General features: G+C 38.9%; 22 protein-coding genes. 12 read left to right on the forward strand and 10 right to left on the reverse strand.

Translation table 11 applies throughout. From position 1 onward, the window contains the following. Nucleotides 1-51 precede the first annotated feature (51 nt). Together RMA94_RS00430 and dmeF are read right to left on the reverse strand one after the other, a co-directional pair. A complete protein-coding gene (locus RMA94_RS00430) occupies nucleotides 52-750 on the reverse strand; it encodes a DsbC family protein (RefSeq protein ID WP_205470112.1) in 699 nt (232 codons plus the stop codon). Between the two features lie 95 nt (nucleotides 751-845). Next, nucleotides 846-1,835: a CDF family Co(II)/Ni(II) efflux transporter DmeF gene (dmeF, locus tag RMA94_RS00435; RefSeq protein WP_311081426.1), complete on the reverse strand. Its 990-nt coding sequence runs from the start codon at nucleotides 1,833-1,835 to the stop codon at nucleotides 846-848. 42 nt (nucleotides 1,836-1,877) lie between these two features. On the opposite strand from dmeF, the gene RMA94_RS00440 reads away from it, so the two are divergent. Further along, entirely contained in the window at nucleotides 1,878-2,141 is a 264-nt protein-coding gene (locus RMA94_RS00440; RefSeq protein WP_205470114.1) for a metal/formaldehyde-sensitive transcriptional repressor, read from the forward strand. 48 nt (nucleotides 2,142-2,189) lie between these two features. Here RMA94_RS00440 and mnmE read toward each other — a convergent pair whose 3' ends face one another. The 5 genes from mnmE to rpmH form a co-directional block, all read right to left on the reverse strand. Continuing rightward, complete coding sequence (gene mnmE / locus RMA94_RS00445) at nucleotides 2,190-3,545, reverse strand: tRNA uridine-5-carboxymethylaminomethyl(34) synthesis GTPase MnmE (RefSeq protein ID WP_311081427.1); 1,356 nt, start codon at nucleotides 3,543-3,545, stop codon at nucleotides 2,190-2,192. 90 nt (nucleotides 3,546-3,635) lie between these two features. Further along, on the reverse strand, nucleotides 3,636-5,396 hold the full coding sequence (yidC, locus tag RMA94_RS00450) for a membrane protein insertase YidC (protein ID WP_130174276.1): 1,761 nt from the start codon (nucleotides 5,394-5,396) through the stop codon (nucleotides 3,636-3,638). A gap of 5 nt (nucleotides 5,397-5,401) precedes the next feature. Then, on the reverse strand, nucleotides 5,402-5,722 hold the full coding sequence (gene yidD, locus RMA94_RS00455; protein WP_003656027.1) for a membrane protein insertion efficiency factor YidD: 321 nt from the start codon (nucleotides 5,720-5,722) through the stop codon (nucleotides 5,402-5,404). A gap of 10 nt (nucleotides 5,723-5,732) precedes the next feature. Beyond that, complete coding sequence (gene rnpA, locus RMA94_RS00460; protein WP_005063921.1) at nucleotides 5,733-6,125, reverse strand: ribonuclease P protein component; 393 nt, start codon at nucleotides 6,123-6,125, stop codon at nucleotides 5,733-5,735. Nucleotides 6,126-6,154: 29 nt separating this feature from the next. Further along, nucleotides 6,155-6,289, reverse strand: a complete 135-nt coding sequence (gene rpmH / locus RMA94_RS00465) for a 50S ribosomal protein L34 (RefSeq protein ID WP_000831329.1) — start codon at nucleotides 6,287-6,289, stop codon at nucleotides 6,155-6,157. 681 nt (nucleotides 6,290-6,970) lie between these two features. On the opposite strand from rpmH, the gene dnaA reads away from it, so the two are divergent. From dnaA to RMA94_RS00495, 6 genes are all read left to right on the forward strand, one after another. After that, nucleotides 6,971-8,380: a chromosomal replication initiator protein DnaA gene (gene dnaA / locus RMA94_RS00470; RefSeq protein WP_069122197.1), complete on the forward strand. Its 1,410-nt coding sequence runs from the start codon at nucleotides 6,971-6,973 to the stop codon at nucleotides 8,378-8,380. A 97-nt stretch (nucleotides 8,381-8,477) separates the two neighbouring features. Then, nucleotides 8,478-9,626 (forward strand): DNA polymerase III subunit beta, encoded by a 1,149-nt coding sequence (gene dnaN, locus RMA94_RS00475; protein WP_069122199.1) that lies wholly within the window; start codon nucleotides 8,478-8,480, stop codon nucleotides 9,624-9,626. Between the two features lie 14 nt (nucleotides 9,627-9,640). Further along, entirely contained in the window at nucleotides 9,641-10,723 is a 1,083-nt protein-coding gene (recF, locus tag RMA94_RS00480; protein WP_069122201.1) for a DNA replication/repair protein RecF, read from the forward strand. Nucleotides 10,724-10,775: 52 nt separating this feature from the next. Next, nucleotides 10,776-13,244, forward strand: a complete 2,469-nt coding sequence (gene gyrB, locus RMA94_RS00485) for a DNA topoisomerase (ATP-hydrolyzing) subunit B (RefSeq protein WP_069122202.1) — start codon at nucleotides 10,776-10,778, stop codon at nucleotides 13,242-13,244. Between the two features lie 35 nt (nucleotides 13,245-13,279). Continuing rightward, nucleotides 13,280-13,672 (forward strand): cytochrome b562, encoded by a 393-nt coding sequence (gene cybC / locus RMA94_RS00490; protein ID WP_023187717.1) that lies wholly within the window; start codon nucleotides 13,280-13,282, stop codon nucleotides 13,670-13,672. Between the two features lie 136 nt (nucleotides 13,673-13,808). Then, nucleotides 13,809-14,735, forward strand: coding sequence for a hypothetical protein (locus RMA94_RS00495; RefSeq protein ID WP_069122204.1), 927 nt, complete (start codon nucleotides 13,809-13,811; stop codon nucleotides 14,733-14,735). A 50-nt stretch (nucleotides 14,736-14,785) separates the two neighbouring features. On the opposite strand, the gene RMA94_RS00500 is transcribed toward RMA94_RS00495, so the two are convergent. After that, nucleotides 14,786-16,714 carry an ATP-binding cassette domain-containing protein gene (locus RMA94_RS00500; protein ID WP_069122206.1) on the reverse strand — a complete coding sequence of 643 codons (1,929 nt, stop codon included), beginning with the start codon at nucleotides 16,712-16,714 and terminating at the stop codon, nucleotides 14,786-14,788. A 253-nt stretch (nucleotides 16,715-16,967) separates the two neighbouring features. Here RMA94_RS00500 and RMA94_RS00505 point away from each other — a divergent pair, with 253 nt between their 5' ends. From RMA94_RS00505 to erpA, 4 genes are all read left to right on the forward strand, one after another. Continuing rightward, nucleotides 16,968-17,972: a putative solute-binding protein gene (locus RMA94_RS00505; RefSeq protein WP_032038234.1), complete on the forward strand. Its 1,005-nt coding sequence runs from the start codon at nucleotides 16,968-16,970 to the stop codon at nucleotides 17,970-17,972. Between the two features lie 255 nt (nucleotides 17,973-18,227). Then, the gene (locus tag RMA94_RS00510; RefSeq protein ID WP_002115480.1) at nucleotides 18,228-19,235 is read left to right on the forward strand and encodes a putative solute-binding protein; all 1,008 of its coding nucleotides are present in this window, start codon (nucleotides 18,228-18,230) and stop codon (nucleotides 19,233-19,235) included. 351 nt (nucleotides 19,236-19,586) lie between these two features. Then, on the forward strand, nucleotides 19,587-20,591 hold the full coding sequence (locus RMA94_RS00515; protein WP_005804873.1) for a putative solute-binding protein: 1,005 nt from the start codon (nucleotides 19,587-19,589) through the stop codon (nucleotides 20,589-20,591). 124 nt (nucleotides 20,592-20,715) lie between these two features. Further along, nucleotides 20,716-21,051 (forward strand): iron-sulfur cluster insertion protein ErpA, encoded by a 336-nt coding sequence (erpA, locus tag RMA94_RS00520; protein WP_002115421.1) that lies wholly within the window; start codon nucleotides 20,716-20,718, stop codon nucleotides 21,049-21,051. 60 nt (nucleotides 21,052-21,111) lie between these two features. Here the strand turns inward: erpA and RMA94_RS00525 are convergent, their stop codons facing one another. Further along, on the reverse strand, nucleotides 21,112-21,954 hold the full coding sequence (locus RMA94_RS00525; protein ID WP_202724776.1) for an alpha/beta fold hydrolase: 843 nt from the start codon (nucleotides 21,952-21,954) through the stop codon (nucleotides 21,112-21,114). Nucleotides 21,955-22,081: 127 nt separating this feature from the next. Further along, nucleotides 22,082-23,209: an anhydro-N-acetylmuramic acid kinase gene (locus RMA94_RS00530; RefSeq protein WP_311081437.1), complete on the reverse strand. Its 1,128-nt coding sequence runs from the start codon at nucleotides 23,207-23,209 to the stop codon at nucleotides 22,082-22,084. 61 nt (nucleotides 23,210-23,270) lie between these two features. Here RMA94_RS00530 and tyrS point away from each other — a divergent pair, with 61 nt between their 5' ends. Then, entirely contained in the window at nucleotides 23,271-24,503 is a 1,233-nt protein-coding gene (gene tyrS, locus RMA94_RS00535) for a tyrosine--tRNA ligase (RefSeq protein ID WP_002115433.1), read from the forward strand. The last annotated feature ends 255 nt before the right edge of the window (nucleotides 24,504-24,758 follow it).

Genomic DNA, 24,758 nt, shown 5'->3' on the forward strand with positions numbered 1-24,758 from the left:
TTACTTTCAGGCAATAAAAAAAGCACCGAATGGTGCTTTTTTTAATTTGTTTTATAAACCTAACTCTTTCCAAACAGCTTGAATTTCTTCTGCAGAACGAGCACCTACCATTTTAAAACCATTTGCAAAAATCAAGGTAGGAGTGCCATTAAAACCTAATCTCTTTCCAAGCTCTAAATTACGGTCAATTGGATTAGCACAGCTCGCAACTGTTGGTCTAACGCCTTGCTGAATCAGTTTTTTCCATGAATAGGATTGATTCGGCGCACACCAAACCTGCCTAGAAACCACAATAGATTGAGGTTTCAAAGGATAGATAAACGTGTAAATTGTCGCATCTTTCAGCTTATCGAGTTCAGGTTCAAGCTGTTTACAATAAGGACAGTTTGGATCAGAAAATACTGCTAAAACATGCTGTCCATTACCTTTAACCGTTTTAATCGCATCTTTTAAAGGAAGTTGATTCCAGTCAATTGAGTTCTGTCCTAGAACTAGATCTTTAGTCAAATTCTTCTGATCTTTTAATCGAATCATAGAACCAACAAACATATGCTGACCATCTTCGCCCACATAGATGATTTGTTGATCCAGATTAGCGCTATATAGCCCAGGCATTTCAGTTTTCTGAATATTGCTAATTTTTAAATTAGGATATTGTTTTTTAATATTTTCTCTGACCGAGTCCACATTAGCGAAACTCAAACTCGCCGTTAAGCTAAATAATGCCAATATTCCTAATTTTTTAAGCATAAAACCAACTCATAGGTAAGAGAGAAGTTTATTTTAATCAGTTCAGATGATTAAAACAGAACTGCTTACCGAGTTATAACCAAACTCCCACTCAGTTATGCCAATGTTTCACGTGGAACATAAGCAGGTTTTAAATCGTTAATTTCTACCGAAATATGGACGATTTCATCATGAATCGATAAAGCATGGCGAATCTGGTCTGCGGTTAAAGAAATATCATCAGTTCCGAGCGCCAAAATACAAGAAAACTTGCCTTTTGCGACTTTCCAGACATGAATATCTGTAATTTCGATGTGTTTAGGAAATTCAGCAATCACTTCACGAATTTCTTCAACCACAGGATGATCCATTTCTGCATCAAGAAGGGTTTTTCCTGTCTCTTTGATTAACCCAAGAGACCATTTTGCAACCAAAATAGCACCTAAAATTCCTAAAAGTGCATCTAAAAAATCCCAGCCAAAATATTTACCCGCACAAAGCGCAATAATTGCAAAAACGGAGGTCACAGCATCTGCAACCACATGTAAAAATGCAGCTTTTTGGTTTAAATCGTGGTGGTGATCCCCATGCTCTTGATGGTGATGGTGATGGTGATGGTGATGGTGATGGTGATGGTGACCATCATCATGAAGTAACCACGCACAAATCAAGTTAATTACTAAACCTAAAATTGCAATTGGAATAGCTTCATTATAAAAAATCTCAACCGGATTAAATAAACGCTGAACCGACTGAAATGCCATAAAAATAGCTACAACCATAAGCAAAATTGCGCTGCTATAACCCGCTAAAATCTCGATTTTCCAGGTTCCAAAGCTAAAACGGTGATCTTTTGAATAATGACGGGCCGCACGATAGGCAAAGTAGGCTAAACCGAGTGCCAACATGTGCGAACTCATATGCCAACCATCAGCTAATAATGCCATTGAGTTAAAGAACCACCCACCAAATACTTCTAACACCATCATGGACGCCGTTAAAATGGTTGCAATCAAAATACGTTTTTGTGCAAGTGGATTTCCCTCATCAAACTGATGTTGATGATGACGTGATACACTATGATCCTGCATAAAATTTAAACCCAATATACTCCCTACCAGTATATTGAATTATACAAGAGAACACAGATGAGTCACATTGGTCAGGATAAAAAAATACTTAATCGTGTAAAACGACTAAAAGGACAAATTAACAGTATCGAGCATGCCGTTGAACAGTCGGATCTTTCATGCATAGAAATACTGCAACAAGTTGCCGCAATTAAAGGTGCGATAAACGGTTTGATGAGTGAATTGATGGAACAGCATTTACATCACCATGTGCTCAAAGAATCACAAGTTGATCAGAATGAATTAGATGAGTTTTTAAAGGTTCTAAAAAGATACGGTTAACGAGATTACTGAATGACACAGCCATCTGTATCATTCAGAATTTTTTAATTATTTTCCAATACAAAATGAACCAAAGATTTTACCTAATAGGTCATCGGCGCTAAAGTCACCGGTAATTTCACCTAAAGCATTCTGAGCAAGACGTAATGATTCAGCAACGAGTTCACCTGCATTAAATACAACAAGTTGCTCATGTGCCTCGGATAGATAGAGCTGTGTGCGCTTAATTGCGTCTAAATGACGCGTTCTCGCAATAAAGGTGTCTTCCTCAGGATGAAAGCCTGCATGCGTTGTAATCGCCTCTACGAGGCCTTGAACACCCATCTCTTGTTTTGCAGAAACGGTAATATGACGGAATCCTTGAAAATCACTTATTTCAGCTAACTGACCAGTTAAATCGCATTTATTACCAATTAACATTAAACGACGCGGCTCAATATGTTCAGCAAAATATTCTTGAGCGAGTTTTAATGGATCATCACCTTGATTTAGGTCATAAACCAGCAATAACAAATCAGCTTGTTCAATTTCTTTAATTGCTCTGCGAATCCCTTCTTTTTCAACGATATCACCCGTTTCACGAAGGCCCGCAGTGTCTGTTAAGGTGATTGGTAGGCCATTTAAGCTAATTTTTTCATGCAAAACATCACGAGTTGTACCAGCAATATCGGTAACAATTGCACGCTCAACACCAGCAAGCGCATTCAACAAGCTCGATTTACCCGCATTTGGTTTACCGGCAATAACGACTTGTAAACCTTCACGTAATAATTGACCTTGTCGTGCAGATGTTTGAACGGCATGTACCGACTGCTGAACATCTTCAAGTAAAGCTAAAATTTTGCCATCTGCCAAGAAATCGATTTCTTCTTCAGGAAAATCAATTGCGGCTTCCACATGTAAGCGTAAATGGATTAGTTTTTCTAAAACGGTATTAATTTTGGTCGAAAAAGCGCCTTGTAAAGAGCGAACAGCAGAACGTGCAGCAGCTTGTGATGTTGCATCAATCAAATCGGCAATGGCTTCTGCTTGAACCAAGTCCATCTTGCCATTTTCAAAAGCTCGCATGGAAAATTCACCAGCTTTTGCAGCGATTGCACCAAGCTCAAATAGACGACCAAGCAAGGCATTTTGAATGACTGGACCGCCGTGGCCTTGTAGTTCTACAACATCTTCACCTGTAAACGAGTGAGGATTGGGAAAGCATAGAACAATCCCTTCATCCATAATGCTGCCATCAGCATCATAAAATTTACGGAAACCCGCCATACGCGCTTCAGGCAAGTTTTTTTGTGTCAGGTTTTGAGCAATTTCATAAGCCTTAGGTCCAGATAGGCGAATCACGCCCACACCACCACGCCCAGGTGGCGTTGCAATTGCGGCAATCGTGGTTTGACTTTGCATATTATTCACCTAAAAACCTAAAATCCAGCCAAAGAAAAATCCGCCTAAGATTACCATCTTAAGCGGATTTATTCAGCAAAAGTTCAACGATTAAGAAGCTGATTCAGTCTTATTGATACGACTTTTCTCAACGCTCTTATTAATAAACGACTGCTGTAAAATAGTAATACTGTTGTTCACAATCCAGTACAGTACGAGACCGGCAGGGAAGAACAACATAAATACCGTGAACATAATCGGCATAATGCGGAACACTTTTGCCTGCATTGGATCAGCCGGTTGCGGGTTCAACATTTGCTGTGCAAACATGGTAGCACCCATGATTAACGGCAAGATGAACCAAGGATCCATTGCTGACAAGTCTTGAATCCAACCTAACCATGGTGCGTGACGTAATTCCACACTTTCCATGAGTACCCAGTACAAAGCAAGGAAAATTGGCATTTGTAGCAACAATGGTAAACAACCTGAAAGTGGATTTACTTGTTCACGCTTGTATAAAGCCATCATTTCTTGTGAGAAGCGCATACGGTCTTCACCGAACTCTTCTTTCATGCGTTGCATTTCTGGTGCAATCACACGCATTTTCGCCATAGAACGATAACTTTTTGAAGATAAAGGCCACAAGATCATCTTCACCATAATGGTAAGCAAGATGATTGACCATCCCCAGTTACCCACAATGCTATGGAAGAATTGAAGACCTAAGAACAAGAGTTTAGCAATCGGCCATAACCAACCATAATCAACAGTTTGATTTAAACCAACAGCTAAATCTTTTAATTCAGATTGTACTTTCGGACCTGAATAAAGTTTTGCATCAACTTCCATTGAAGTGCCAGCAGGAACATTAATCACTGGTGAGGTAAAACCAATGATATTCATTTGATCCGCAGACTGACGAGATTCAAGTTTAGCTACATAAGGCTGACCGTTAGCTTGAGTCAGTTTAAGATTCCCAGGAATCCAAGCACTTACAAAATAATGCTGAACAATCGCAACCCATCCACCTTTCGCTTCAGTATTTACTTTTTCTTCTGAGAAATTAGCAAATTTAAGCTTGTTGTAATGTGCATCAGGCGTTCCCCAAGCTCCACCTAAGAAAGTTCCTAGAGTGAAAATACCTTGAGAAGATTTACCTGGATCTTCAGAATTATCGCGCTTTAATTGTCCAAACATCTGACCTTGCCAGCTTTGTTGGCTACGGTTAATTACTTGATGTTTTACAACAATTGGATATTGACCTTGGGTAAAGGTAAAAGTTTTAATGATTTCAACGCCTTCAGGTGTTTTAAATACCATTGGAACGTTTAAAACTTTTTCAGATTGACCCTTTTGGTCCTGTACACCTTTAGCATCAGCCAAAGTATATGATGTCTTTTCAACAGCATATAATGGACGACCACCACGACTACTATCTGGTCCATTCAAACCAATTAAGCCAGATTGAGCAACATATGTACGCTTGGCATCATTTTCAAGCATAACAAAAGGTTGATCGCTGTCTTTGCTTTTGTCGTGTGAGAGTAATTCAATACGAACAATATCACCACCTTTTGGATTGATCCAAAGATGATAAAGGTCAGTTTGTACTGAAATAAGCTGTTGATTCACAGGTGCAGTTGCATCTGTGGTTTGTGACTGCGCAATATTTGCTTGTGGCACATCGGAAGCCACTGTTGCATTTTTAGCATTTGGCAAATCAGCAGATACTTCATGCGAACTTACAGCTGCCGCTTGTTGTTGCGGTGCAGTTGCAGCATTTCCATAATCTTTTTGCCAAGCCAAAATGAGCAAATATGCGGTGACAAACATGGCCCCGAGAATTGCAAACCTGGCCCATTGTTGCATATCTATTACCCCAAATGGTTAGAGAGATTTTGCTTCAGTAAACGATCACGAAAGGGTACAGCAACATGATGCGTTTGAGAATCTATTTGATGAAACGAAATAAAACGAATTGCTTTTGGCGGTACCGGATCATATCCAGATCCTCCCCACGGATGACAACGACAAATCCGTTTAGAAGATAACCAAACGCCTTTTATCGCACCATGAGTTTGCAATGCTTCTATCGCATATTGGGAACAAGTCGGGATATAACGACAACGGGGTCCAAGAAGCGGACTAATCGCAATTTGATACAGTCGAATCAACCAACGTAGAAAACGGACCATTGGCTATCTCTTAATTCTGCGAGGTTGTGCCAACTTTAGAATGTTTTTTTGCTAAGCGCTGTAATTTTTGCCAAGCAAAGTCTAATTGTTGATATAGCTCAGCATTCGTAATCGTTTCTATACCAACTTTCGGCATCACCACAACATCTATGTCTGATCCAAAATTCGGCTGATGTAGACGAAAGCTCTCACGAGCAAGACGTTTTATTCGATTTCTTTCATGCGCTCGGCGCACTTTTTTCTTAGCAACAACAATACCCAAACGGCTTTTAGGCTGTTCGGTTAATTTTGCAAGAAATAAAAAATGGGGTTGATGCACTTTAAAAAGCGCACCATCAAATACACTTTTATAATCTGCAGCACAGCGTATTCGCACGTCTGTGCTAAAACTGTAAAGTGTCATCACACCCAAGTCTGGTCAGCGTAACAGTATTAAACAGTTAAGCTATGACGACCTTTTGCACGACGACGAGCTAATACTTGACGACCAGCTTTAGTTGCCATACGAGCACGGAAACCATGAACGCGTTTACGCTTTAATTCAGATGGTTGGAAAGTACGTTTCATATTGAAACTCCCAAAAATGATCTTTCTATAAAGGTCCGCGATTTTATTGTGCAATGTTTACGCTGTCAATGAAAAACCAAGAAAGTTTTGTATTTAACCCAAATTTTTAATCTCTTTAGTTCTTTTTATCCTTGCCATAATTCAGTGCAAAATATAGTTTTAAAAGTTATACACAAGCTAATTGTCTATTTTTATTATAACTTTTAACATATACATATCTTATATACATATTTATCAACAAAAGAAGATATCCTTTTGCTTTCGATTTGCTATATTTGAATTTAAATTCATATTTTGTAGTTATCCACAAAAGATCGCCACCCTATTAAATAAATTCAAATTTAGAAATTTAAATTTACTCTTATTAGGGAGCACTTTTTCTGTGGATTTCACACTTTTAAATTTAAAAAACATATATTTGAATTGTTGATAACTCTGTTTTTATTATATTTATGGATTGTGGATAAGTTTATGTGCTAATTTATCCACAGGTTGTGCAAAAAGTTATACACAAGCCCTTTTGAATTTAAATTTATTCACAAGAGATTTCTTTTTAGACAAAATCAAACGAAATCGTCATGACAGATGTGGATAACTTGGTTAGAATGGCGACCCCTTCTTATCAGGAAGGGTTAATCTTTAGATTATTTGAATTTAAAAACGCAGAAATAGGGGATACACATGCTTTGGACAGACTGCTTAACTCGCTTGCGACAAGAGCTCTCTGATAACGTCTTTGCGATGTGGATTCGCCCATTAGTTGCTGAAGAAGTAGAAGGAATACTGCGTCTTTATGCACCTAACCCTTATTGGACGCGTTACATTCAAGAGAACCATTTAGAATTAATTTCTATATTGGCCGAACAGTTATCAGAAGGCCGTGTACGTCAGGTTGAGATTTTGGTTGATTCTCGTCCTGGTAGTATTTTGTCATCAGGTGAGCAGCCGGCAACTACAACTGCTGCTTTGCAAACTGCGCCCCAACAAAGCATTAAAGTAAAAAAAGAATCGGATTCTGTTCCCAGTTCACCTACTACTAATAGTGTAGTGAACCCCAAAACACCGAAAAAGAAACTATTAAATCCCCAATTTACTTTTTCTTTATTTGTTGAAGGCCGTTCGAACCAGATGGCTGCTGAAACATGTAGAAAGGTATTAACACAATTAGGTGCTTCACAGCATAACCCTTTATTCTTATATGGTCCGACAGGATTGGGTAAGACTCACTTGATGCAGGCAGTTGGTAATGCTTTATTGCAAGCCAAGCCTAATGCACGGGTGATGTATATGACCTCTGAGAGCTTCGTTCAGGATTTTGTAAGTTCTTTGCAAAAAGGCAAAGTTGAAGAGTTTAAGAAAAATTGCCGTTCTTTAGATTTACTGTTGGTCGATGATATTCATCTTTTGGCAGGTAAAGAAGCAAGCTTGGTTGAATTCTTCTATACATTCAATGCTTTACTTGATGAATCTAAACAGATTATTTTAACTTCAGATCGTTATCCAAAAGAATTGACCGAGTTAGATCCGCGTTTGGTTTCTCGCTTTTCTTGGGGACTTTCTGTGGGCGTTGAACCGCCTGATATTGAAACTCGTATCGAAATTTTATTGAAGAAAGCCGAAAATAGTGGTGTTGATTTACCTCGAAACTGTGCTTTATTTATTGCTCAGCAAGTGGTTGCTAACGTACGTGAACTTGAAGGTGCACTTAATAAAGTTGTAGCAATTTCTCGATTTAAAGGTGCGCCAATCGATCTTGATGTTGTCCGTGAGTCTTTAAAAGATGTGTTGGCAATTCGTGCACGTACGATTAGTGTAGAAAATATCCAACGTGTGGTCAGTGAATATTTCCGTATTCCGTTAAAAGAATTGGTTGGCCCAAAACGAACTCGAATCTATGCGCGCCCACGTCAGTTGGCAATGGGACTTGCTCGTGAGTTAACTGGTGATAGCTTTCCCGAGATTGGAATGGCTTTTGGTGGGCGTGACCATAGTACCGTAATGCATGCCTGTGAAAAAGTTGTGAGTCTACGAGAAGAAGATCCGATTTTTGACGAAGATTATAAAAATCTACTGCGTTTACTTCAGAGTTAATGAAATAATAAGACGTTGTTGCAAAGTCTACGTAAGTGCAGCATAGTACACAGCTAAAAAATGAAATATTTGCTCCAAGTTGCTAGAGGAATGAATCGTGCGTTTGAAAATCGCTAAAGAAAGCTTACTCAATGTTTTATCGCATGTTGTCGGTGCGGTAGAACGTCGTCATACATTGAATATTCTTTCAAACGTCAAAATTCAGGCTAATGCTCAGGCACTCACCATTACTGGTTCTGATTTAGAAGTCGAGCTGGTTGCCAGTACTGTTTTAACAGAAGGGGCATGCATTGAAGCAGGTGAAACAACTGTTCCTGCTCGTAAGTTGATGGAAATTTGTAAATCATTGCCAACAGCTGCATTGATCGACTTACAAATTACTGAAGATCAAAGATGTATTTTAAAATCTGGTAATAGTCGTTTTGTTTTAGGTACTTTACCAGCAGAAGATTATCCATTATTGACCACTGAAAATAGTCAGGGTACACAAGTACAGGTCACTCAACGTGAGTTAAAGCGTTTATTTGAAAAAACTGCTTTTGCGATGGCTGTACAAGATGTACGTTTCTATTTAACTGGTACTTTATTAGAAATTGATGAAAATCAATTGCGTGCGGTAACAACAGATGGTCACCGTTTAGCACTTTGTGAAATTACAGCTTCTTCTACCTCATCTCAATTGGTTCAAGCAATTGTGCCTCGCAAAGCTGTGGGGGAATTACAGCGTTTACTTAGCATTGAAGATGAACAATTAACGTTGCTTATTGGCCGTGAATTACTAAATGTAACGATTAATACGCCAAGTCGTGATAAAGAGCAGGGTGATATCACTGTTCGCTTTACTACGAAATTGATTGATGGAAAATTCCCTGATTATCGTCGTGTGATTCCACGTGGTGGCGATAAACATGTATTAATTAGCCATGATGTGTTCAAACAATCATTACAACGCGTTGCAATTTTGAGTAATGAGAAGTTACGTGGTGTTTTCTTGAATTTTAATCAAGATTCATTACAGCTGCGTGCAAATAACCCAGAACAAGACGAAGCGATTGAAGATTTAGCGATTCAGTATCAAAACATACCACTTGAAATGTCATTTAATGCACAATATTTGCTGGATGTTTTAGGTGTGCTTGATGGTGATGATGTAAATATGAGCATGACTGAGGCAAATCAATCTGTATTGGTTCAAGATCCGGCACATCCTGATCAAACCTATGTCGTTATGCCGATGCGTGTATAATCTGGCTATCTAATATGCATCTTACGCGTTTAAATATTGAACGTGTGCGTAATTTAAAAACGGTTGCACTCCAAGGGTTGCAACCGTTTAATGTATTTTATGGCGCTAACGGTTCAGGAAAAACTTCAATACTAGAAGCAATCCATTTGCTTGCAACAGGGCGGTCGTTCCGTACCCATATACCTAAAAATTATATTCAGTACTCTGCTGACGATGCGATTGTCTTCGCACAATCTGCAACTGAAAAAATTGGCATGCAAAAGTTAGCCTCTGGTGAGCAGTTGATGAAGGTTAATGGCGATACGGTGGCTACACAAGGACAACTCGCTAAACTGCTTCCTTTGCAGCATATTGATCCACAAAGTACAGATATTATTGACCATGGGGCGAAACCTCGGCGCCAGCTTTTAGATTGGCTGATGTTCCACGTGGAACCAGAGTTTTATTTTGCTTGGCAATATTATTCTCGTGCATTAAAGCAGCGTAATACTTTACTTAAAACCAGACGGAATATTTCTCTAGCGGATTTAGAGCCGTGGAATAAAATGTTGAGTGATTATGGTGAAATTTTACACTCTCAGCGTTTAAGTATTGTGGAACAATGGAATGTCTTTTTTCAAAATGATTTAAGTCAATTGCTACCTGATCTAGAAATTGAACTGGAATATAGTCCCGGTTTTCATACAGAGCAGGGACTCATGCAAGACTTGCTGAATCAACACCAAAAAGACATCGAACGACGCTATACCGAATATGGCCCACATCGTGCAGATTTGCGCTTAAAAACCCCGTTTGGACATGCTGATGTAGTTTTATCAAGAGGTCAGAAAAAACTCTTGATTATTGCCTTAAAACTGTCACAAATTGCAATGTTGCATGCGAGTAATAAGGAAACTGTGGTATTATTAGATGATCTGACAGCAGAATTAGACTTAACCGCACAACAACGTTTAATTGAACGATTAAGCCAACTTGGTAGCCAGGTTTTTATGACAACTTTAGATCATGCATCGGTAAAAAAACACTTACATGATCTGTCTATTTCATATCAATTATTCAATGTTGAATCCGGTCAAGTTAGTCTTGCTTCACCATAATTTTTTGATGTTACCCATCTTTGAATAAACCTATATTTGCTAGGGAGAAACCATGAGTTCAGAGTCTCAATCAGCCTCTCAAACAGAACAAACCAATGAAAAGGCTTATGATTCCTCTAGTATTAAAGTATTACGTGGATTAGATGCAGTTCGTAAACGTCCGGGGATGTATATTGGGGATACAGACGACGGTACCGGTTTACACCATATGGTATTCGAGGTTGTCGATAACGCAATCGATGAAGCTTTAGCTGGGCATTGTGACGAAATTATTGTCACGATTCACGAAGATGAATCGGTAAGTGTTTCCGATAATGGCCGTGGTATTCCAACCGATATCCACCCTGAAGAAGGGGTGTCTGCAGCGGAAGTAATTCTTACTATCTTGCACGCAGGCGGTAAGTTTGATGACAATAGCTATAAAGTTTCAGGTGGTTTGCACGGCGTAGGTGTTTCGGTTGTAAATGCGCTTTCAAGTAAATTGCATTTAATTATTAATCGCGCTGGCCAAGTGCACGAACAAGAATATCACCACGGTGATCCGCAATATCCATTACGTGTGATTGGTGAAACGGATAGCAGTGGTACAACTGTACGTTTTTGGCCAAGTGAGCTAACTTTTAGTCAAACCATTTTTAACGTTGAAATTCTAGCGCGTCGTTTACGAGAGCTTTCATTTTTAAACGCGGGCGTGCGCATTGTTTTACGTGATGAACGTATTAACCTTGAACATGTATATGACTACGAAGGTGGTTTATCTGAGTTTGTAAAATACATTAACGAAGGTAAAACTCATCTAAACGAGATTTTCCATTTCACCGCAGATACAGAAAACGGTATTGGTGTAGAGGTTGCATTGCAGTGGAATGAAAGTTATCAAGAAAACGTACGTTGTTTTACCAACAATATTCCTCAAAAGGATGGTGGTACTCATTTAGCAGGTTTCCGTGCGGCTTTAACACGTGGTCTTAACCAATATCTTGAAAATGAAAATATTCTCAAGAAAGAAAAAGTCAATGTGACAGGTGATGATGCCCGTGAAGGTTTAACCGCGATTATTTCGGTAAAAGTACCTGATCCTAAGTTCTCATCTCAAACTAAAGAAAAACTGGTATCGAGTGAAGTAAAACCAGCGGTTGAGCAAGCAATGAATAAAGAGTTCTCTGCTTACTTACTTGAAAATCCGCAAGCTGCAAAATCGATTGCCGGTAAAATTATTGATGCTGCGCGTGCACGTGATGCTGCACGTAAGGCACGTGAAATGACACGTCGTAAGAGTGCACTTGATATTGCTGGTTTACCAGGTAAATTGGCAGATTGTCAGGAAAAAGACCCAGCACTTTCTGAATTATATCTAGTCGAGGGTGACTCTGCTGGTGGTAGTGCTAAGCAAGGCCGTAATCGTAAAATGCAGGCTATTTTACCGTTGAAAGGTAAAATTCTGAACGTTGAACGTGCACGCTTTGACAAAATGATTTCTAGTCAGGAAGTGGGTACTTTAATCACTGCACTTGGCTGTGGTATTGGTCGTGAAGAATATAACCCTGATAAGCTTCGCTATCATAAAATCATTATCATGACCGATGCCGACGTCGATGGTTCTCACATCCGTACCTTGTTGTTAACGTTCTTCTTCCGTCAAATGCCGGAGTTGGTTGAGCGTGGGCATATTTATATTGCTCAGCCACCTTTGTATAAATTGAAGAAAGGTAAGCAAGAACAATACATCAAAGATAATGATGCGTTGGAAACTTATCTCATCTCAAATGCAATTGATGAGCTATCTCTACATACCAATGCTGAAGCACCTGCAATTACTGGTGAAGCACTGGCGAAAGTGATTCAAGACTATCAAGTTTCACAAAAGAGCTTACAGCGCTTAACTTTACGTTATCCAGCTAGCTTACTTGATGCTTTACTTGAAGTAGAAGCATTCAAGAGTGATCAAAACCATGATGAAGCTTATGTACAACAATGGGCAGATCAGGTACGCGATATCATTACCAGATTACAGCCAAGTTTACGTCCAGAAATCTCTTTAGAGGCATTTGAGCGTGAAAATGCTCAAGGTGAAAAATCTGCGCATTATTGGCCGCGTATTACTGTCTATGTTCATAATCTGCCGCATGCGTATTTGCTTGATGCAGCTTTATTGAATTCAGCTGAATATGCACGTTTACTCAAAAACTCGAAGAGTTGGTTCACTTTACTAGAAGACGGTGCTTTTTTACAAAAAGGTGATCGCCGTATTCAAGTGACTAACTTCCATCAAGTTTGGCAACATATTTTACAAGATTCACGCCGCGGTATGATGATCCAACGCTATAAAGGTCTTGGAGAGATGAATGCTGAACAGCTGTGGGAAACAACGATGGATCCTGAAAACCGTAATATGTTGCAGGTGACAATTGATGATGCGATTGAAGCAGATCGTATGTTCTCTTGCTTAATGGGTGATGATGTTGAACCACGTCGTGCATTCATTGAAGAGAATGCTTTAAATGCGGATATTGATGCTTAATTCATAACATGATTCTAAATCAGTCTAGGGAGAGAATGATGAGTCAGAAATTATTAGCTAGCCTATTAATTTCATGTGTGTTTTTAGGAAGTTCTGCTGTTTGGGCGGCAGACCTAGAAACGAATATGAAAACTTTAGCTAAGAGTACGAAAGCATTTGCTGAAGCGAAAGATGCTGATAACGCGAAAAAACAGCTTGTTGTAATGCGTGAAGCAGCAGTTTCTTCTAAGCAATATTTGCCGCATAAACTCGAAGGTTTGCCATCAGAAAATGTAAAGGTAAAAGAGTACCAAGCTGGTTTAGATCAGCTTGTTGCCGAAATTGATAAAGTAACTGTTTTAGTTGAGCAAGGACAATTAGATCAAGCCAAAACTGAAGCAATTAATTTAGTCAAAATACGAAATGAAAATCATAAAAAATTTAGATAATTGATTTTTTATGGTAAAGGGCTAATCATCATTAGCCCTTTTTTTGTATCCGAAAAAAGTATTTTGTTTAACAAGTAAACTATTCGAAGTTATATTCTCTATGCGGTACTTACTAATAACAATAGGAAATATAATTATGAAAAAAATACAAAAACTCTTATGCATTGGAATCATATTTTTTAATTGTTTATTTCAACTGCATGCTGCGATAGCCCCCACCTTTTATGGAAAATTAGTATTTCATCGTTATAGTGATTATGAGGCATGGGACAGTAAGCTTTATCTTTATAACTTCACAACACAGCAGACCACATTACTCGGCGCAAATTGGAAAATTGACCATATGATGAATGGTCATTTTTCTCCAGATGGAAAATGGTTAACGTTTATGGGAGTGAATTCTGGACAGCATTATGGCGATGCATGGGATGTATATGTATGGAAGGTCGGAAGCACTGAGTTACCCATTAATCTAACTCAAGGCAATAATAAGCGCGATGAAGATCCTAAATTTATAGATAACCAGCGTATTATTTTTAAACAAAATGGCGATCTAAAAATCGTTAAAATGACGGATCGGACGATGACTTCTGTGACTCAAAATGGTTGGGATATAGAAGAATCGATGCCTTATCCGATGGTGAATACCACTCAAATTTTGTATGCAAAAGGTGCTGGAAATAATTCTAGAATTTTTAGTATTGATCAGTCGGGTGCTTATGATACACAACTGACCAATATCGCTTCATATTATCCAGTATGGTGGCAAGGAAGTCGGTTCTTATATGTGCGCTGGTATAGCCCAACAAATCCTCATGACCAGATCTATATTTATGATATGGCTAATAAACAGACTACACGTTTGCCATTTAACAATATTAATTATGATTCTTCCGATCCAGCTCCTTTAGATCAGCGTTACATGGTGGTGTCTCTTGCAGGACAAACAGGGAGTCGAGGCGGATACGATTTATATATTGCAGACAGCTTATCAAGCAATGTCTGGCCTTTACCGATAAATACCAATTTAAATGAATTAGGGGCTTTTTATACGCCTTATTAATCAATAAAAAAGCCGATTAAGAAATCGGCTTTTTTATTTTAGAAAATGGATTAATCAAAAGAAGCTTCCATTTCTTCTAATTCCATCATGAGTTCCAAAAGCTGCTCTTCGTGTTGCTCAAGTTTAGCTTTCAGCTCTGTCTGCTCATTCATAAGTTTGAGTAGATCATCCTTACGTGCAGCATCATATAAAGATGTGTCTGCTAAGGATTCTTCAATTTTGGCGAGCTGCGGTTGTAGCTTTTCAATTTGTGATTCAACCTTTTCAATATTTTTACGAATAGGTCGAGTCTGTTCACGACGGCGAGCTGCTTCTTTACGCTGTGCTTCTTTATCAACTTTAGCAGGCGCTGGAGCGGCAGAGGACGAATTATTCTGTGCGACGGCAGTCTGAGCATTGATTTGCTGCTGACGTGCTTCACGTAGCCATTTAGCATAGTCCTGTAAATCACCCTCGAACTCAGTACATTTACCGCCGTGTACTAAAAGAAGCTCATCACATACACTTGCAATAAGTTGACGTTCGTGGGAAACCAGAACAACGGCACCTTCAAAATCTTGTAATGCCATGCTCAGTGCATGACGCATATCAAGATCTAAATGGTTTGTTGGTTCATCGAGAATTAAAACATTTGGACGCTGCCATACAATGAGTGCTAGGGCTAAACGAGCGCGTTCTCCACCAGAAAAGCTTTCACATGGTGTATCCATGCGTTCACCACTAAAGCCAAAACTCCCTAAGAACGAACGTAGAGTGGCTTCACTAATTTGTTTATCTGCTATACGTGCAAGCTGTAGCATTGGGCTAGCGTGACCATCTAAAGCATCCATCTGGTGCTGCGCAAAGTAACCAATATTAAGCAGCTCGGAAGCTTTACGTTCACCTGCCAAGAGTGGTAAATCACCTACCAAGCTCTTAATCAATGTTGACTTACCTGCGCCGTTCATACCCAGTAAACCAATACGTGAGTTTGGCGTAATTTGTAATCTGATTTTTTCGGCTATTTGCTTATCACCATAACCAATGCTGGCGTTGTCTAAAGTCAGCAAAGGTGAACTCATTTTAGTTGGTTCACGGAAACTAAAAGTAAACGGCGTATCTATATGGGCTGGTGCAAGTTGCTGCATGCGCTCAAGTTGTTTAATACGACTTTGTGCCTGACGAGCTTTAGTCGCTTTTGCTTTAAAACGGTCAATAAACTTTTGTAGATGAGCACGTGTTTCTTGCTGCTTCTCAAAAGCTTGCTGTTGCTGGGCAAGACGTTCACTACGTGTGGTTTCAAACGTAGAGTAGTTTCCGGTGTAAAGCGTGAGTTCTTGATTTTCAATGTGAAGAATATGATCTGTAATCGCATCTAAAAAGTCGCGGTCATGCGAAATTAGAATGAGTGTACCTTCATAGGCTTTAAGCCAATCTTCTAACCACAGAATTGCATCCAAATCTAAGTGGTTTGTTGGTTCATCCAGTAAGAGTAGATCAGAACGACTCATCAATGTACGCGCCAAATTTAAACGCATACGCCATCCACCTGAGAAGCTCTCAACGTTCAAACGTAATTGATTTTCTAGAAAGCCAAGACCTGCCATGAGCTGCGCAGCTTTAGAGGGCGCTGAATAACCATGAATTTCATCAAAGCGGCCATGCAATTTAGCCAGTTCAAAATCAGTCAGTTGATCTGGTTGAGCAAGCTTATTTTGAATATCCCAAAACTCTTCATCACCTGAAAGAACAAAATCAATTGCAGGCATATCTAGGGCTTTCACTTCTTGGGCCATATGCGCCACGGTCCAGCCTGTCGGACGAGTAAGTGAACCTTCATCTGCACCTAAACTTCCAAGTAGTGCAGCAAATAAGGTCGATTTACCCGCGCCATTTACACCAGTTAGACCAATCTTCCAACCTGGGTGTAATTGCATAGACGCTTTTTGAAATAAAACACGTCCACCGCGGCGTAAAGAAACTTGGTCAAATTGAATCATCTTATTGTATCGAGGTGAGTTAGGGATGCTGTATTTTAAAGAGAACTGCCGATGAAAACAAAACTTTCCGGATTTTAGTGAGCAGGTATTAATAATTAGATATATCAAGACATCCTAAATTTCGCTATTCATCCGAAATTTTCAAAATATTGAATAAGATAGAATACTTTTAAAAAAATATGGCTAAAATAAAAACAGTTTGAAATTTGGTTGATTAATGAGCTACTAATAAAACTAGACTAAGGAAAGTCAAATGAAAAAAAGATTGGGGATAATTGGTGCAGTATTTTGCTGTGCTGTGGGGACAGTACATGCTGGGCAAAGTGTCTGTGTGTTTGATTTATTAGGAAAGTCAGGTGAGTCCTATAAAATGATGGAAGAGTGGGCGCTTGCAGCGAAAGAATGGCAAGCAGATATCACTTTAATTCCATTTCAAGATGAAGGCTTAGTTGACCGGAGACTGCGTGAAGGAAAATGTGACGCCGCTTATATGACCTCCATGCGGGCGCGAAATTATAATAAATTTGCAGGTTCAATTGATGCGATTGGAGGGGTAACCAGTAATGCAATTGCTCAAAAAGCTATTAGTTATGTTTTAGATAAGCGTAATAAACATCGCATGGTGACTGCACAAAATGGAACCAATTACGAGGTCGTTGGTATTGTCCAGATTGGATTAGCTTATTTATTTGTGAAGGATAAAAATCTCAATTCAATTGAAAAAGTACGTGGGACTAAGTTTGCTATTTTGCAATATGACGCAGCACAAAAAATTATGGTGGAAAGCGTTGGCGCTCAGCCCATTCCTTCAGAAATTACCGATTTTGTGAAAAAGTTTAATAGTGGCCAAGTCGATGCAATTGCGGCACCAGCCTATGCTTATAAACCTTTAGAGATTGGTAAAGGGGTTGGCGTGAAAGGGGCAATGTTTACTTTCCCCGTAGTTAACGTTACGGGTGATTTAATTGCCCGAAGTGATAAGTTCCCCACAGATTTCGGTATAAAGTCACGTGCTTGGTTTATACAAAAATTACCTCAGAATTTTGCCATGATAAAACGGCTAGAAATGGGCGTACCCTCAAAAATTAAAATTAATTTTTCAGCAGAAGACAAAACTAAATATCAAAAAATTTTACGTGAAGGTCGCCTCAGCTTAACAAAACAAGGTGTATACGATGCAACAATGATGAGTGTGCTAAAGCGCGCCCGCTGTACAGTTGAACGGACAAATTTTGAATGTACGCTTAATGGAGAGTAGTTTATTTTTTAAACACAAAAACGCTACATATATTTCAAAGCTGAATATGGGTATGAAAATTGTGAATATAAAAAGTAACTTACGGAAAATTAGCGATTTTTCCTTTTAATAAATAATTTAAAACCAACAAACAATGGTTCAATGAGATAAAAATATTTGAGTAAAAGCTCTATTTTTTTCTAAAAAACATGATTAATATCTGTGTTTGAAAGGAAACTTCAAACAAAAAATCTGTTCCGTGGAAGGATGAAGAAAATGAAAAAAATCGTACTTGCTATGGCTGCCGCTTCTGTTGTTGGTTTTTCTGCTTCAGCGCAAGCAGCGAGTACCGTATGTGTATTCGACCTCTTAGGAAAAGCAGGCGACTCATATAAAATGATGGAAGAATGGGCTCTTGCTGCAAAAGGCTGGGGTACTGAAATTAACTTAGTTCCTCGTCAGGACGAGGCTGTTGCTGATAATGATTTTAAAGCGGGTAAATGTGATGCTGTGGCAATGACAGCAATGCGTGCACGCCAATATAACAAATTCGCAGGATCTATCGACTCACTTGGTGGTGTTCCAAATAACCAAATCGCTCAACGTGCAATTACTTATGTATTAGATGCACGTAATGCAGCAAAAATGACCACAAATATGGGTGGTAAAAAATACGAAGTTGCTGGTATTTCTCCGCTAGGTTCAGCTTTCATTTTCGTACGCGACAAAAACATCAACTCTGTTGAAAAAGCTGCGGGTAAAAAATTCGCTGTACTTGGCTATGACGATGCACAAAAAATTATGGTGCAACGTGTAGGAGCTCAAGCAGTTCTTTCTGATATCTCAAACTTTGCTGCTAAATTTAATAATGGTCAGGTAGATATGGTAGGTGCGCCTGCTTATGCTTACAAACCATTAGAGTTAAATAAAGGTTTAGGCGCAAACGGTGTAATGTGGAACTTCCCTGTATTACACGTTACAGCAGATCTAGTATTACGTTCTGATAAATTCCCAGCTGGTTTTGGTCAAAAATCTCGTGACTGGTTTGTTAAACAGTTACCGAAGAGCTTTGCAATGATCAACCGTTTAGAAGCGCAAATTCCTGGCAAATACAAAATGAACTTAAGTGCAGAAGACAAACTTAAGTATCAAAAAATGTTGCGTGATGGCCGTATGGACTTAACTAAACGCGGTGTTTACGATGCTGGAATGATGTCTGTACTCAAAAAAGCGCGTTGTTCTGTAGACAAAGCTAACTTTGAATGTTCAATGCCTGGTGAATAATCCTAATTTCTTTCAAAAAGCCTAGACTGAGTTCTAGGCTTTTTGTTTTATATGAGCTGTCAGTTCTGCCATTGTGGATAACTAGAAAGACGTTAAGCTAAATTTAGATAAAAACTTCATAAGGAAACATGAAGGTATAAAAATAGATCAAGGACTTGAGTGATTAAAATAATTGCTAATAGATAGGTCATTCGCTATCTATTTTTCAGGGAAATAAAATCATAAAAGCAAATACGGTCTATACAAATATTCCATCATGATTTTTATATGAAGCCTATCCGATTCATACCTGATGGTGTGAAATTTCTTGGTATCGAAAAACAAAAACTCCACAAGGAAAGGAAAAAGAATATGCAATTTTCCAAAACGCTATTACTTGCGATGGGACTTACCACAGTTTCTTTTGCAGCCGAGGCTAAACAAACAGTATGTGTTTTTGACTTCGTTGGAAAAAATGGCGACGTTTATGCGCTGATGAAGGATTATCAACTTGCCGCAAAAAACTGGGGAGCTGATATCGAGCTTAAAGTAAACCAGAATGAAGCCGTGATTGCCGAAGATTTTAAAGCAGGTAAATGTGATGGTATTAGCGTGTCAGGGATGCGCGGGCGTCAATTTAACTCATTTACTGGTTCATTAGACGCAATTGGAGCGATTCCTGACCTCAAGCTTGCTGTAAAAGTGATGCAAGGTTTAGCGAGTCCGACTTTTAGTAAATATATGGTTAATGGTCGCTATGAGGTTGTCGGTGTTATTCCGGTTGGTGATGCTTACCTTTTAGTAAATGATCGCAGCATTAATACAGTAGCGAAAGCTGCAGGTAAGAAAATTGCTGTGCTTGATTATGATGAAGCACAAAAAATTATGGTTCAGCAGGTCGGGGCACAGGCTGTGAGTGCTGATGTCACAAATTTCGGTGCAAAATTTAATAACCATCAAGTTGATATTATTGGTGCGCCAGCAGCAGCATTTAAACCTTTGGAACTACAAAAAGGTTTAGGCACAAAAGGTGCGATCGTGAATTATCCAATCTTACAGGTCACAGGAAATATTATTATCCGACCTGATAAGTTCCCAGCTGGTTTTGGCCAGAAATCTAGGGAGTGGGTTTCGGGTCAGCTACCACGTGCTTTTACCATCTTGGGTAAGATGAAAGCTGATATTCCACAAAAATACTGGATGGATGTCCCAGCAGCCGATAAACCGGGTTACCAAAAGCTTATGCGTGAATCTCGAATTAACCTTACACAACGCGGTGTGTACGATAAACGCATGATGAAACTACTATGGCAATTCCGTTGCAAGCAAGATGCTAAAAACTTCGAATGTGGCTTACAGGATGAGAATTACAAATAATCTTGATAAAAATACTCAAGATTCGCTTTAAACTTCGAAGACAGACCCTATATTGATTATGCTATACTCAATATAGGGTCTTTTTTATTTTGAAAGGCACAGCAAAATCCGAGGAACAATCATCATGAATGCCCAAGCTCTAGTTTTGACAGATAATGCTGCCAATAAGGTACGCCAACTCCGTGATAGTGAAGGGAATGACGATCTCATGTTACGTGTATATGTAACAGGAGGCGGGTGTTCAGGGTTTTCGTATGGCTTTAATTTTGCTGAAAGCGTAAATGAAGATGATGCAGAATTTGTAAATGGCGATGTAAAAATGCTGGTTGACTCACTTAGCTACCAATACCTAATTGGTTCAGTAGTTGACTATGTAGAAGGTCTTGAAGGTTCGCGTTTTATCGTACAAAACCCGAATGCAACAACAACATGTGGTTGTGGTTCTTCATTCTCGATTTAATAGAATTTTAAAATTTAAAAAACCTCTCTATTTTGAGAGGTTTTTTTATTGATCAAATCATTATTTTTTACGGACAGATTCTAAAAAGTATTGCACCAGTTCAGGCGCATTCTGATAGGGAATCCAATGCGACGCATCCATAAAAACTGCTTCATAACTATTTTTAAAATAATGTGAGTTTAGCTCGGCGCTTTTTTCTGTAACGGCAATATCATGTTTACCCCAAATAAAAAGAGTGGGGACGTCTATAGCTTTAAATGGATTTTGAGGTTTGTCCCAAAAAAAGCCACGATACCAATTCAACGCCGTGGTTAATCTATTTTCCTTTATAAACTCAGCCTCAAATATCGCAATTTGCTGTTCAGTCATGCCTGATGACTTTAGAAACCTACGACCCAATTTAGGTATCTTTTTAAATAAAAGTTCGGGCAGAATCGGTAACTGAAAAATTGCAAAATAATAAGATTTAAAAAGTTGTCTACTGCTTAAACAAGCTTTTAAAAATGCAGCTTGGTGGGGCACAGAAACTAAAGTGAGATGTTGAATATATTGTGGATACTTTATAGCAACGCCCGAAGCGATTGCCGAGCCCCAGTCGTGCCCCATTAAATAAACTGGCTGGCCAAGCTGTTTAATTAAACTTGCTACGTCTTCTATAAGTTGACTCAAGGAATATTGAAATCGGCTTTGAGGTCTAGCATTTAAACTATAACCACGTTGATGAATCGCAAGTGTTCTAAATTGATGCTCATGCAATAATTCCGAAGTCTGCTCCCAACTATGAGCAGTTTCTGGAAAACCATGCAATAAAACAACGAGAGGACCATCTATAGGGCCTGAATCAATCACATCGAATGTCCAAGCCCCGCGTGTATATTGATGAATACGTTTGGTCAGATCCATAACAACATGCCTTACTTATTTTTGTTGGCATTTATCATGAGTTTTTATGCTCATTTAAATAACAGCATTTCGGGTCAGTAAATGTGTTATGAGGTCTAATCTGTCTAATTAAATCGCAAAGGTAGCTTTATACCGCCGTGATCGTACCTAGGATTCTGAAATCCGAAGCACCTGTTACTGCTGGCAAATTACCACTTAAACCATCTACAAAGCGCATTGCTAACCATGCAAATGCTGTAGCCTCGACCCAAGTAGGGGAAAGTCCTAACACATCGGTAGGTTGAACAGACCAATTGTGCTTACGTAAACGCCAGCGTAATTGTTCTAACAAATAAGAGTTATAAGCACCACCGCCACAAACATATACTTCACCTGTTTCCATCTCAGAGCGATAAATCGCTTTTTGAATGGCACGCACAGTGAGTTTTAATAAGGTGGCTTGGATGTTTTCAGGTGTATCTTCTAACTCATCGTAAGTTAAATCATTTCGCCAATCGATTAACTGATCATCTAACCAATCAATATTAAAGTCTTCACGTCCTGTGCTCTTAGGTGGTTCTTTAGAAAAATACTCATGCGCATGAAGACGATCGAGTAAAGAGCGAATAGGATGACCATAAGCTGCCCAGTCACCATTTTCATCATATGGATGACCTGTATGGCGATGGCACCAAGCATCCATCAAAATATTTGCAGGACCTGTATCAAAACCAAATACGCCGACACTGTTATTGGCAGGCAGCATACTCACATTAGCAATACCACCCAAATTCAAAATTACACGATGAATACTTGGATGTTGAAATAATGCTTGATGGAAAGCTGGAACTAATGGCGCGCCTTGACCACCTGCTGCCATATCTCTACGACGGAAATCTGAAACAACCGGAATCTGAGTGATTTCAGTAATAATGTTTGGATCACCAATTTGTAGCGTAAAGCCATGTTCTGGACGATGACGAATAGTTTGTCCATGCGAACCAATTGCTTTTATTTGGCTACGGTCTAATTGGTGCTTTTCAATGAGAGTATTAATTCCATGACCAATCATTTGGGCTAGAGCAACATCAGCTTTACCCATGCGGTCAATTTCATTGTCATCAGGTAAAGTTAATGCCATAAGCTCATCACGTAACTCGGGTTCGAATGGAACTGTAAGAGTGGCATGAAGCTGTAGTGGCTCAAATGAAGCCGCAACAATATCCACACCATCCATACTAGTGCCAGTCATTACGCCGATATAGATTGCGCTCATATGCAACTTCCCCTGCAAGACGCTGAAAAAATGTTAGTATATCGCACAAATTGAATAACTGATGTGTTTAGGTTTTGTGATGTCAAATTTCTTGCCCGCCGAAGAACAGCTTGCCCTCATCCAACGAGGCACGCACGAAATTATTTCAGAAGAAGATTTACTGAAAAAGCTTAAAGAGAATCGCCCTCTTAAAATTAAAGCTGGTTTTGACCCTACAGCACCAGATTTACATTTAGGACATACGGTTCTTATTAATAAACTAAAAACTTTCCAAGACTTGGGCCATGAGGTTACCTTCTTAATTGGTGACTATACAGCGATGATTGGTGACCCAACTGGTAAAAGCGCAACTCGTCCGCCGTTGTCACGTGAACAAGTAGAAGCCAATGCTAAAACTTATCAAGAACAAGTTTTCAAAATATTAGATCCGAATAAAACAAAAGTACGTTTTAACTCAGAATGGTTTAATCAAAAGTCTGCTGCTGACCTTATTCAATTAGCAAGTCAGCAAACCGTATCACGTATGTTAGAGCGTGATGACTTTACTAAGCGTTATAGCAATCATCAGCCGATTGCAATTCATGAGTTTTTATATCCTTTAGTTCAAGGTTATGACTCAATTGCGCTTGAAGCTGACGTTGAGTTAGGCGGTACAGACCAGACCTTTAACTTACTTATGGGTCGTACTTTACAAAGCCGTTATGGCCAAGAATCTCAAGTGTGTATCACTGTGCCGATTCTAGAAGGTCTAGATGGCGTAAATAAAATGTCTAAATCTTTAGGTAACTATATTGGTGTATTTGATACACCAGGGGCCATGTACCAAAAAGTTTTATCAATGCCAGACTCTTTAATTGAACGCTATTTCGATTTATTAAGCTTCAAATCTCTTGATGAGATCAAAGCTCTATTAGATGAAATTGCTGCTGGTCGTAATCCGCAAGAAGTAAAACGTATCCTTGCGCTTGAGCTGGTTGAACGCTTCCATGATGCAGAAGCTGCTGCTAATGCCCATAAGAGTGCTGGTAACCGTATTACAGAAGGTGAAGTACCTGAAGACACACCAGAAGTGACTATTTCACTTGGTGAGTTTGGAGGGGAAATCTTTATTGCTACGATTTTACGTGTAGCAGGCCTAAATCCGAATGCAGCTGCGGCAAAAGATGCGGTAGCTCGTGGTGCGGTAAAAGTTGACTGGAATGCTGTTGATGCAAGCTTCTCTGTAAAAGAAAACGGAAGCTTTATTATTCAATCAGGTAAAAAAGCAATTGCACGTGTAATTTTCACTGACTAATAAAAAAGTTATAGATTAAAAAAGCAGGAGTAATCCTGCTTTTTTTATTTCTGGATCACAAAATCAATTAAAGCGTTCCACGTGGAACCATCTAAACATAATTAATAGTTAAGAATTAAATTAAAAATAATAAGAAATATAAAGCAGGGTAGAGTATTTACTCTATTATTTCTTTAGATTCTTTAGATTCTTTAGATTCTTTAGATTCTTTAGATTCTTTAGATTCTTTAGATTCTTTAGATTCTTTAGATTCTT

It is taken from the genome of Acinetobacter sp. V115_6, from assembly GCF_031799025.1.
GTDB classification, from domain to species: domain Bacteria; phylum Pseudomonadota; class Gammaproteobacteria; order Pseudomonadales; family Moraxellaceae; genus Acinetobacter; species Acinetobacter pittii.

Coding starts and splice junctions, on each gene's coding strand:
- RMA94_RS00430 (WP_205470112.1), bottom strand. CDS start 750: ATGCTTAAAAAATTAGGAATATTGGCATTATTTAGCTTAACGGCGAGT.
- RMA94_RS00440 (WP_205470114.1), top strand. CDS start 1,878: ATGAGTCACATTGGTCAGGATAAAAAAATACTTAATCGTGTAAAACGA.
- mnmE (WP_311081427.1), bottom strand. CDS start 3,545: ATGCAAAGTCAAACCACGATTGCCGCAATTGCAACGCCACCTGGGCGT.
- yidC (WP_130174276.1), bottom strand. CDS start 5,396: ATGCAACAATGGGCCAGGTTTGCAATTCTCGGGGCCATGTTTGTCACC.
- yidD (WP_003656027.1), bottom strand. CDS start 5,722: ATGGTCCGTTTTCTACGTTGGTTGATTCGACTGTATCAAATTGCGATT.
- rnpA (WP_005063921.1), bottom strand. CDS start 6,125: ATGACACTTTACAGTTTTAGCACAGACGTGCGAATACGCTGTGCTGCA.
- rpmH (WP_000831329.1), bottom strand. CDS start 6,289: ATGAAACGTACTTTCCAACCATCTGAATTAAAGCGTAAACGCGTTCAT.
- dnaA (WP_069122197.1), top strand. CDS start 6,971: ATGCTTTGGACAGACTGCTTAACTCGCTTGCGACAAGAGCTCTCTGAT.
- recF (WP_069122201.1), top strand. CDS start 9,641: ATGCATCTTACGCGTTTAAATATTGAACGTGTGCGTAATTTAAAAACG.
- gyrB (WP_069122202.1), top strand. CDS start 10,776: ATGAGTTCAGAGTCTCAATCAGCCTCTCAAACAGAACAAACCAATGAA.
- cybC (WP_023187717.1), top strand. CDS start 13,280: ATGATGAGTCAGAAATTATTAGCTAGCCTATTAATTTCATGTGTGTTT.
- RMA94_RS00495 (WP_069122204.1), top strand. CDS start 13,809: ATGAAAAAAATACAAAAACTCTTATGCATTGGAATCATATTTTTTAAT.
- RMA94_RS00500 (WP_069122206.1), bottom strand. CDS start 16,714: ATGATTCAATTTGACCAAGTTTCTTTACGCCGCGGTGGACGTGTTTTA.
- RMA94_RS00505 (WP_032038234.1), top strand. CDS start 16,968: ATGAAAAAAAGATTGGGGATAATTGGTGCAGTATTTTGCTGTGCTGTG.
- RMA94_RS00510 (WP_002115480.1), top strand. CDS start 18,228: ATGAAAAAAATCGTACTTGCTATGGCTGCCGCTTCTGTTGTTGGTTTT.
- RMA94_RS00515 (WP_005804873.1), top strand. CDS start 19,587: ATGCAATTTTCCAAAACGCTATTACTTGCGATGGGACTTACCACAGTT.
- erpA (WP_002115421.1), top strand. CDS start 20,716: ATGAATGCCCAAGCTCTAGTTTTGACAGATAATGCTGCCAATAAGGTA.
- RMA94_RS00525 (WP_202724776.1), bottom strand. CDS start 21,954: ATGGATCTGACCAAACGTATTCATCAATATACACGCGGGGCTTGGACA.
- RMA94_RS00530 (WP_311081437.1), bottom strand. CDS start 23,209: ATGAGCGCAATCTATATCGGCGTAATGACTGGCACTAGTATGGATGGT.
- tyrS (WP_002115433.1), top strand. CDS start 23,271: ATGTGTTTAGGTTTTGTGATGTCAAATTTCTTGCCCGCCGAAGAACAG.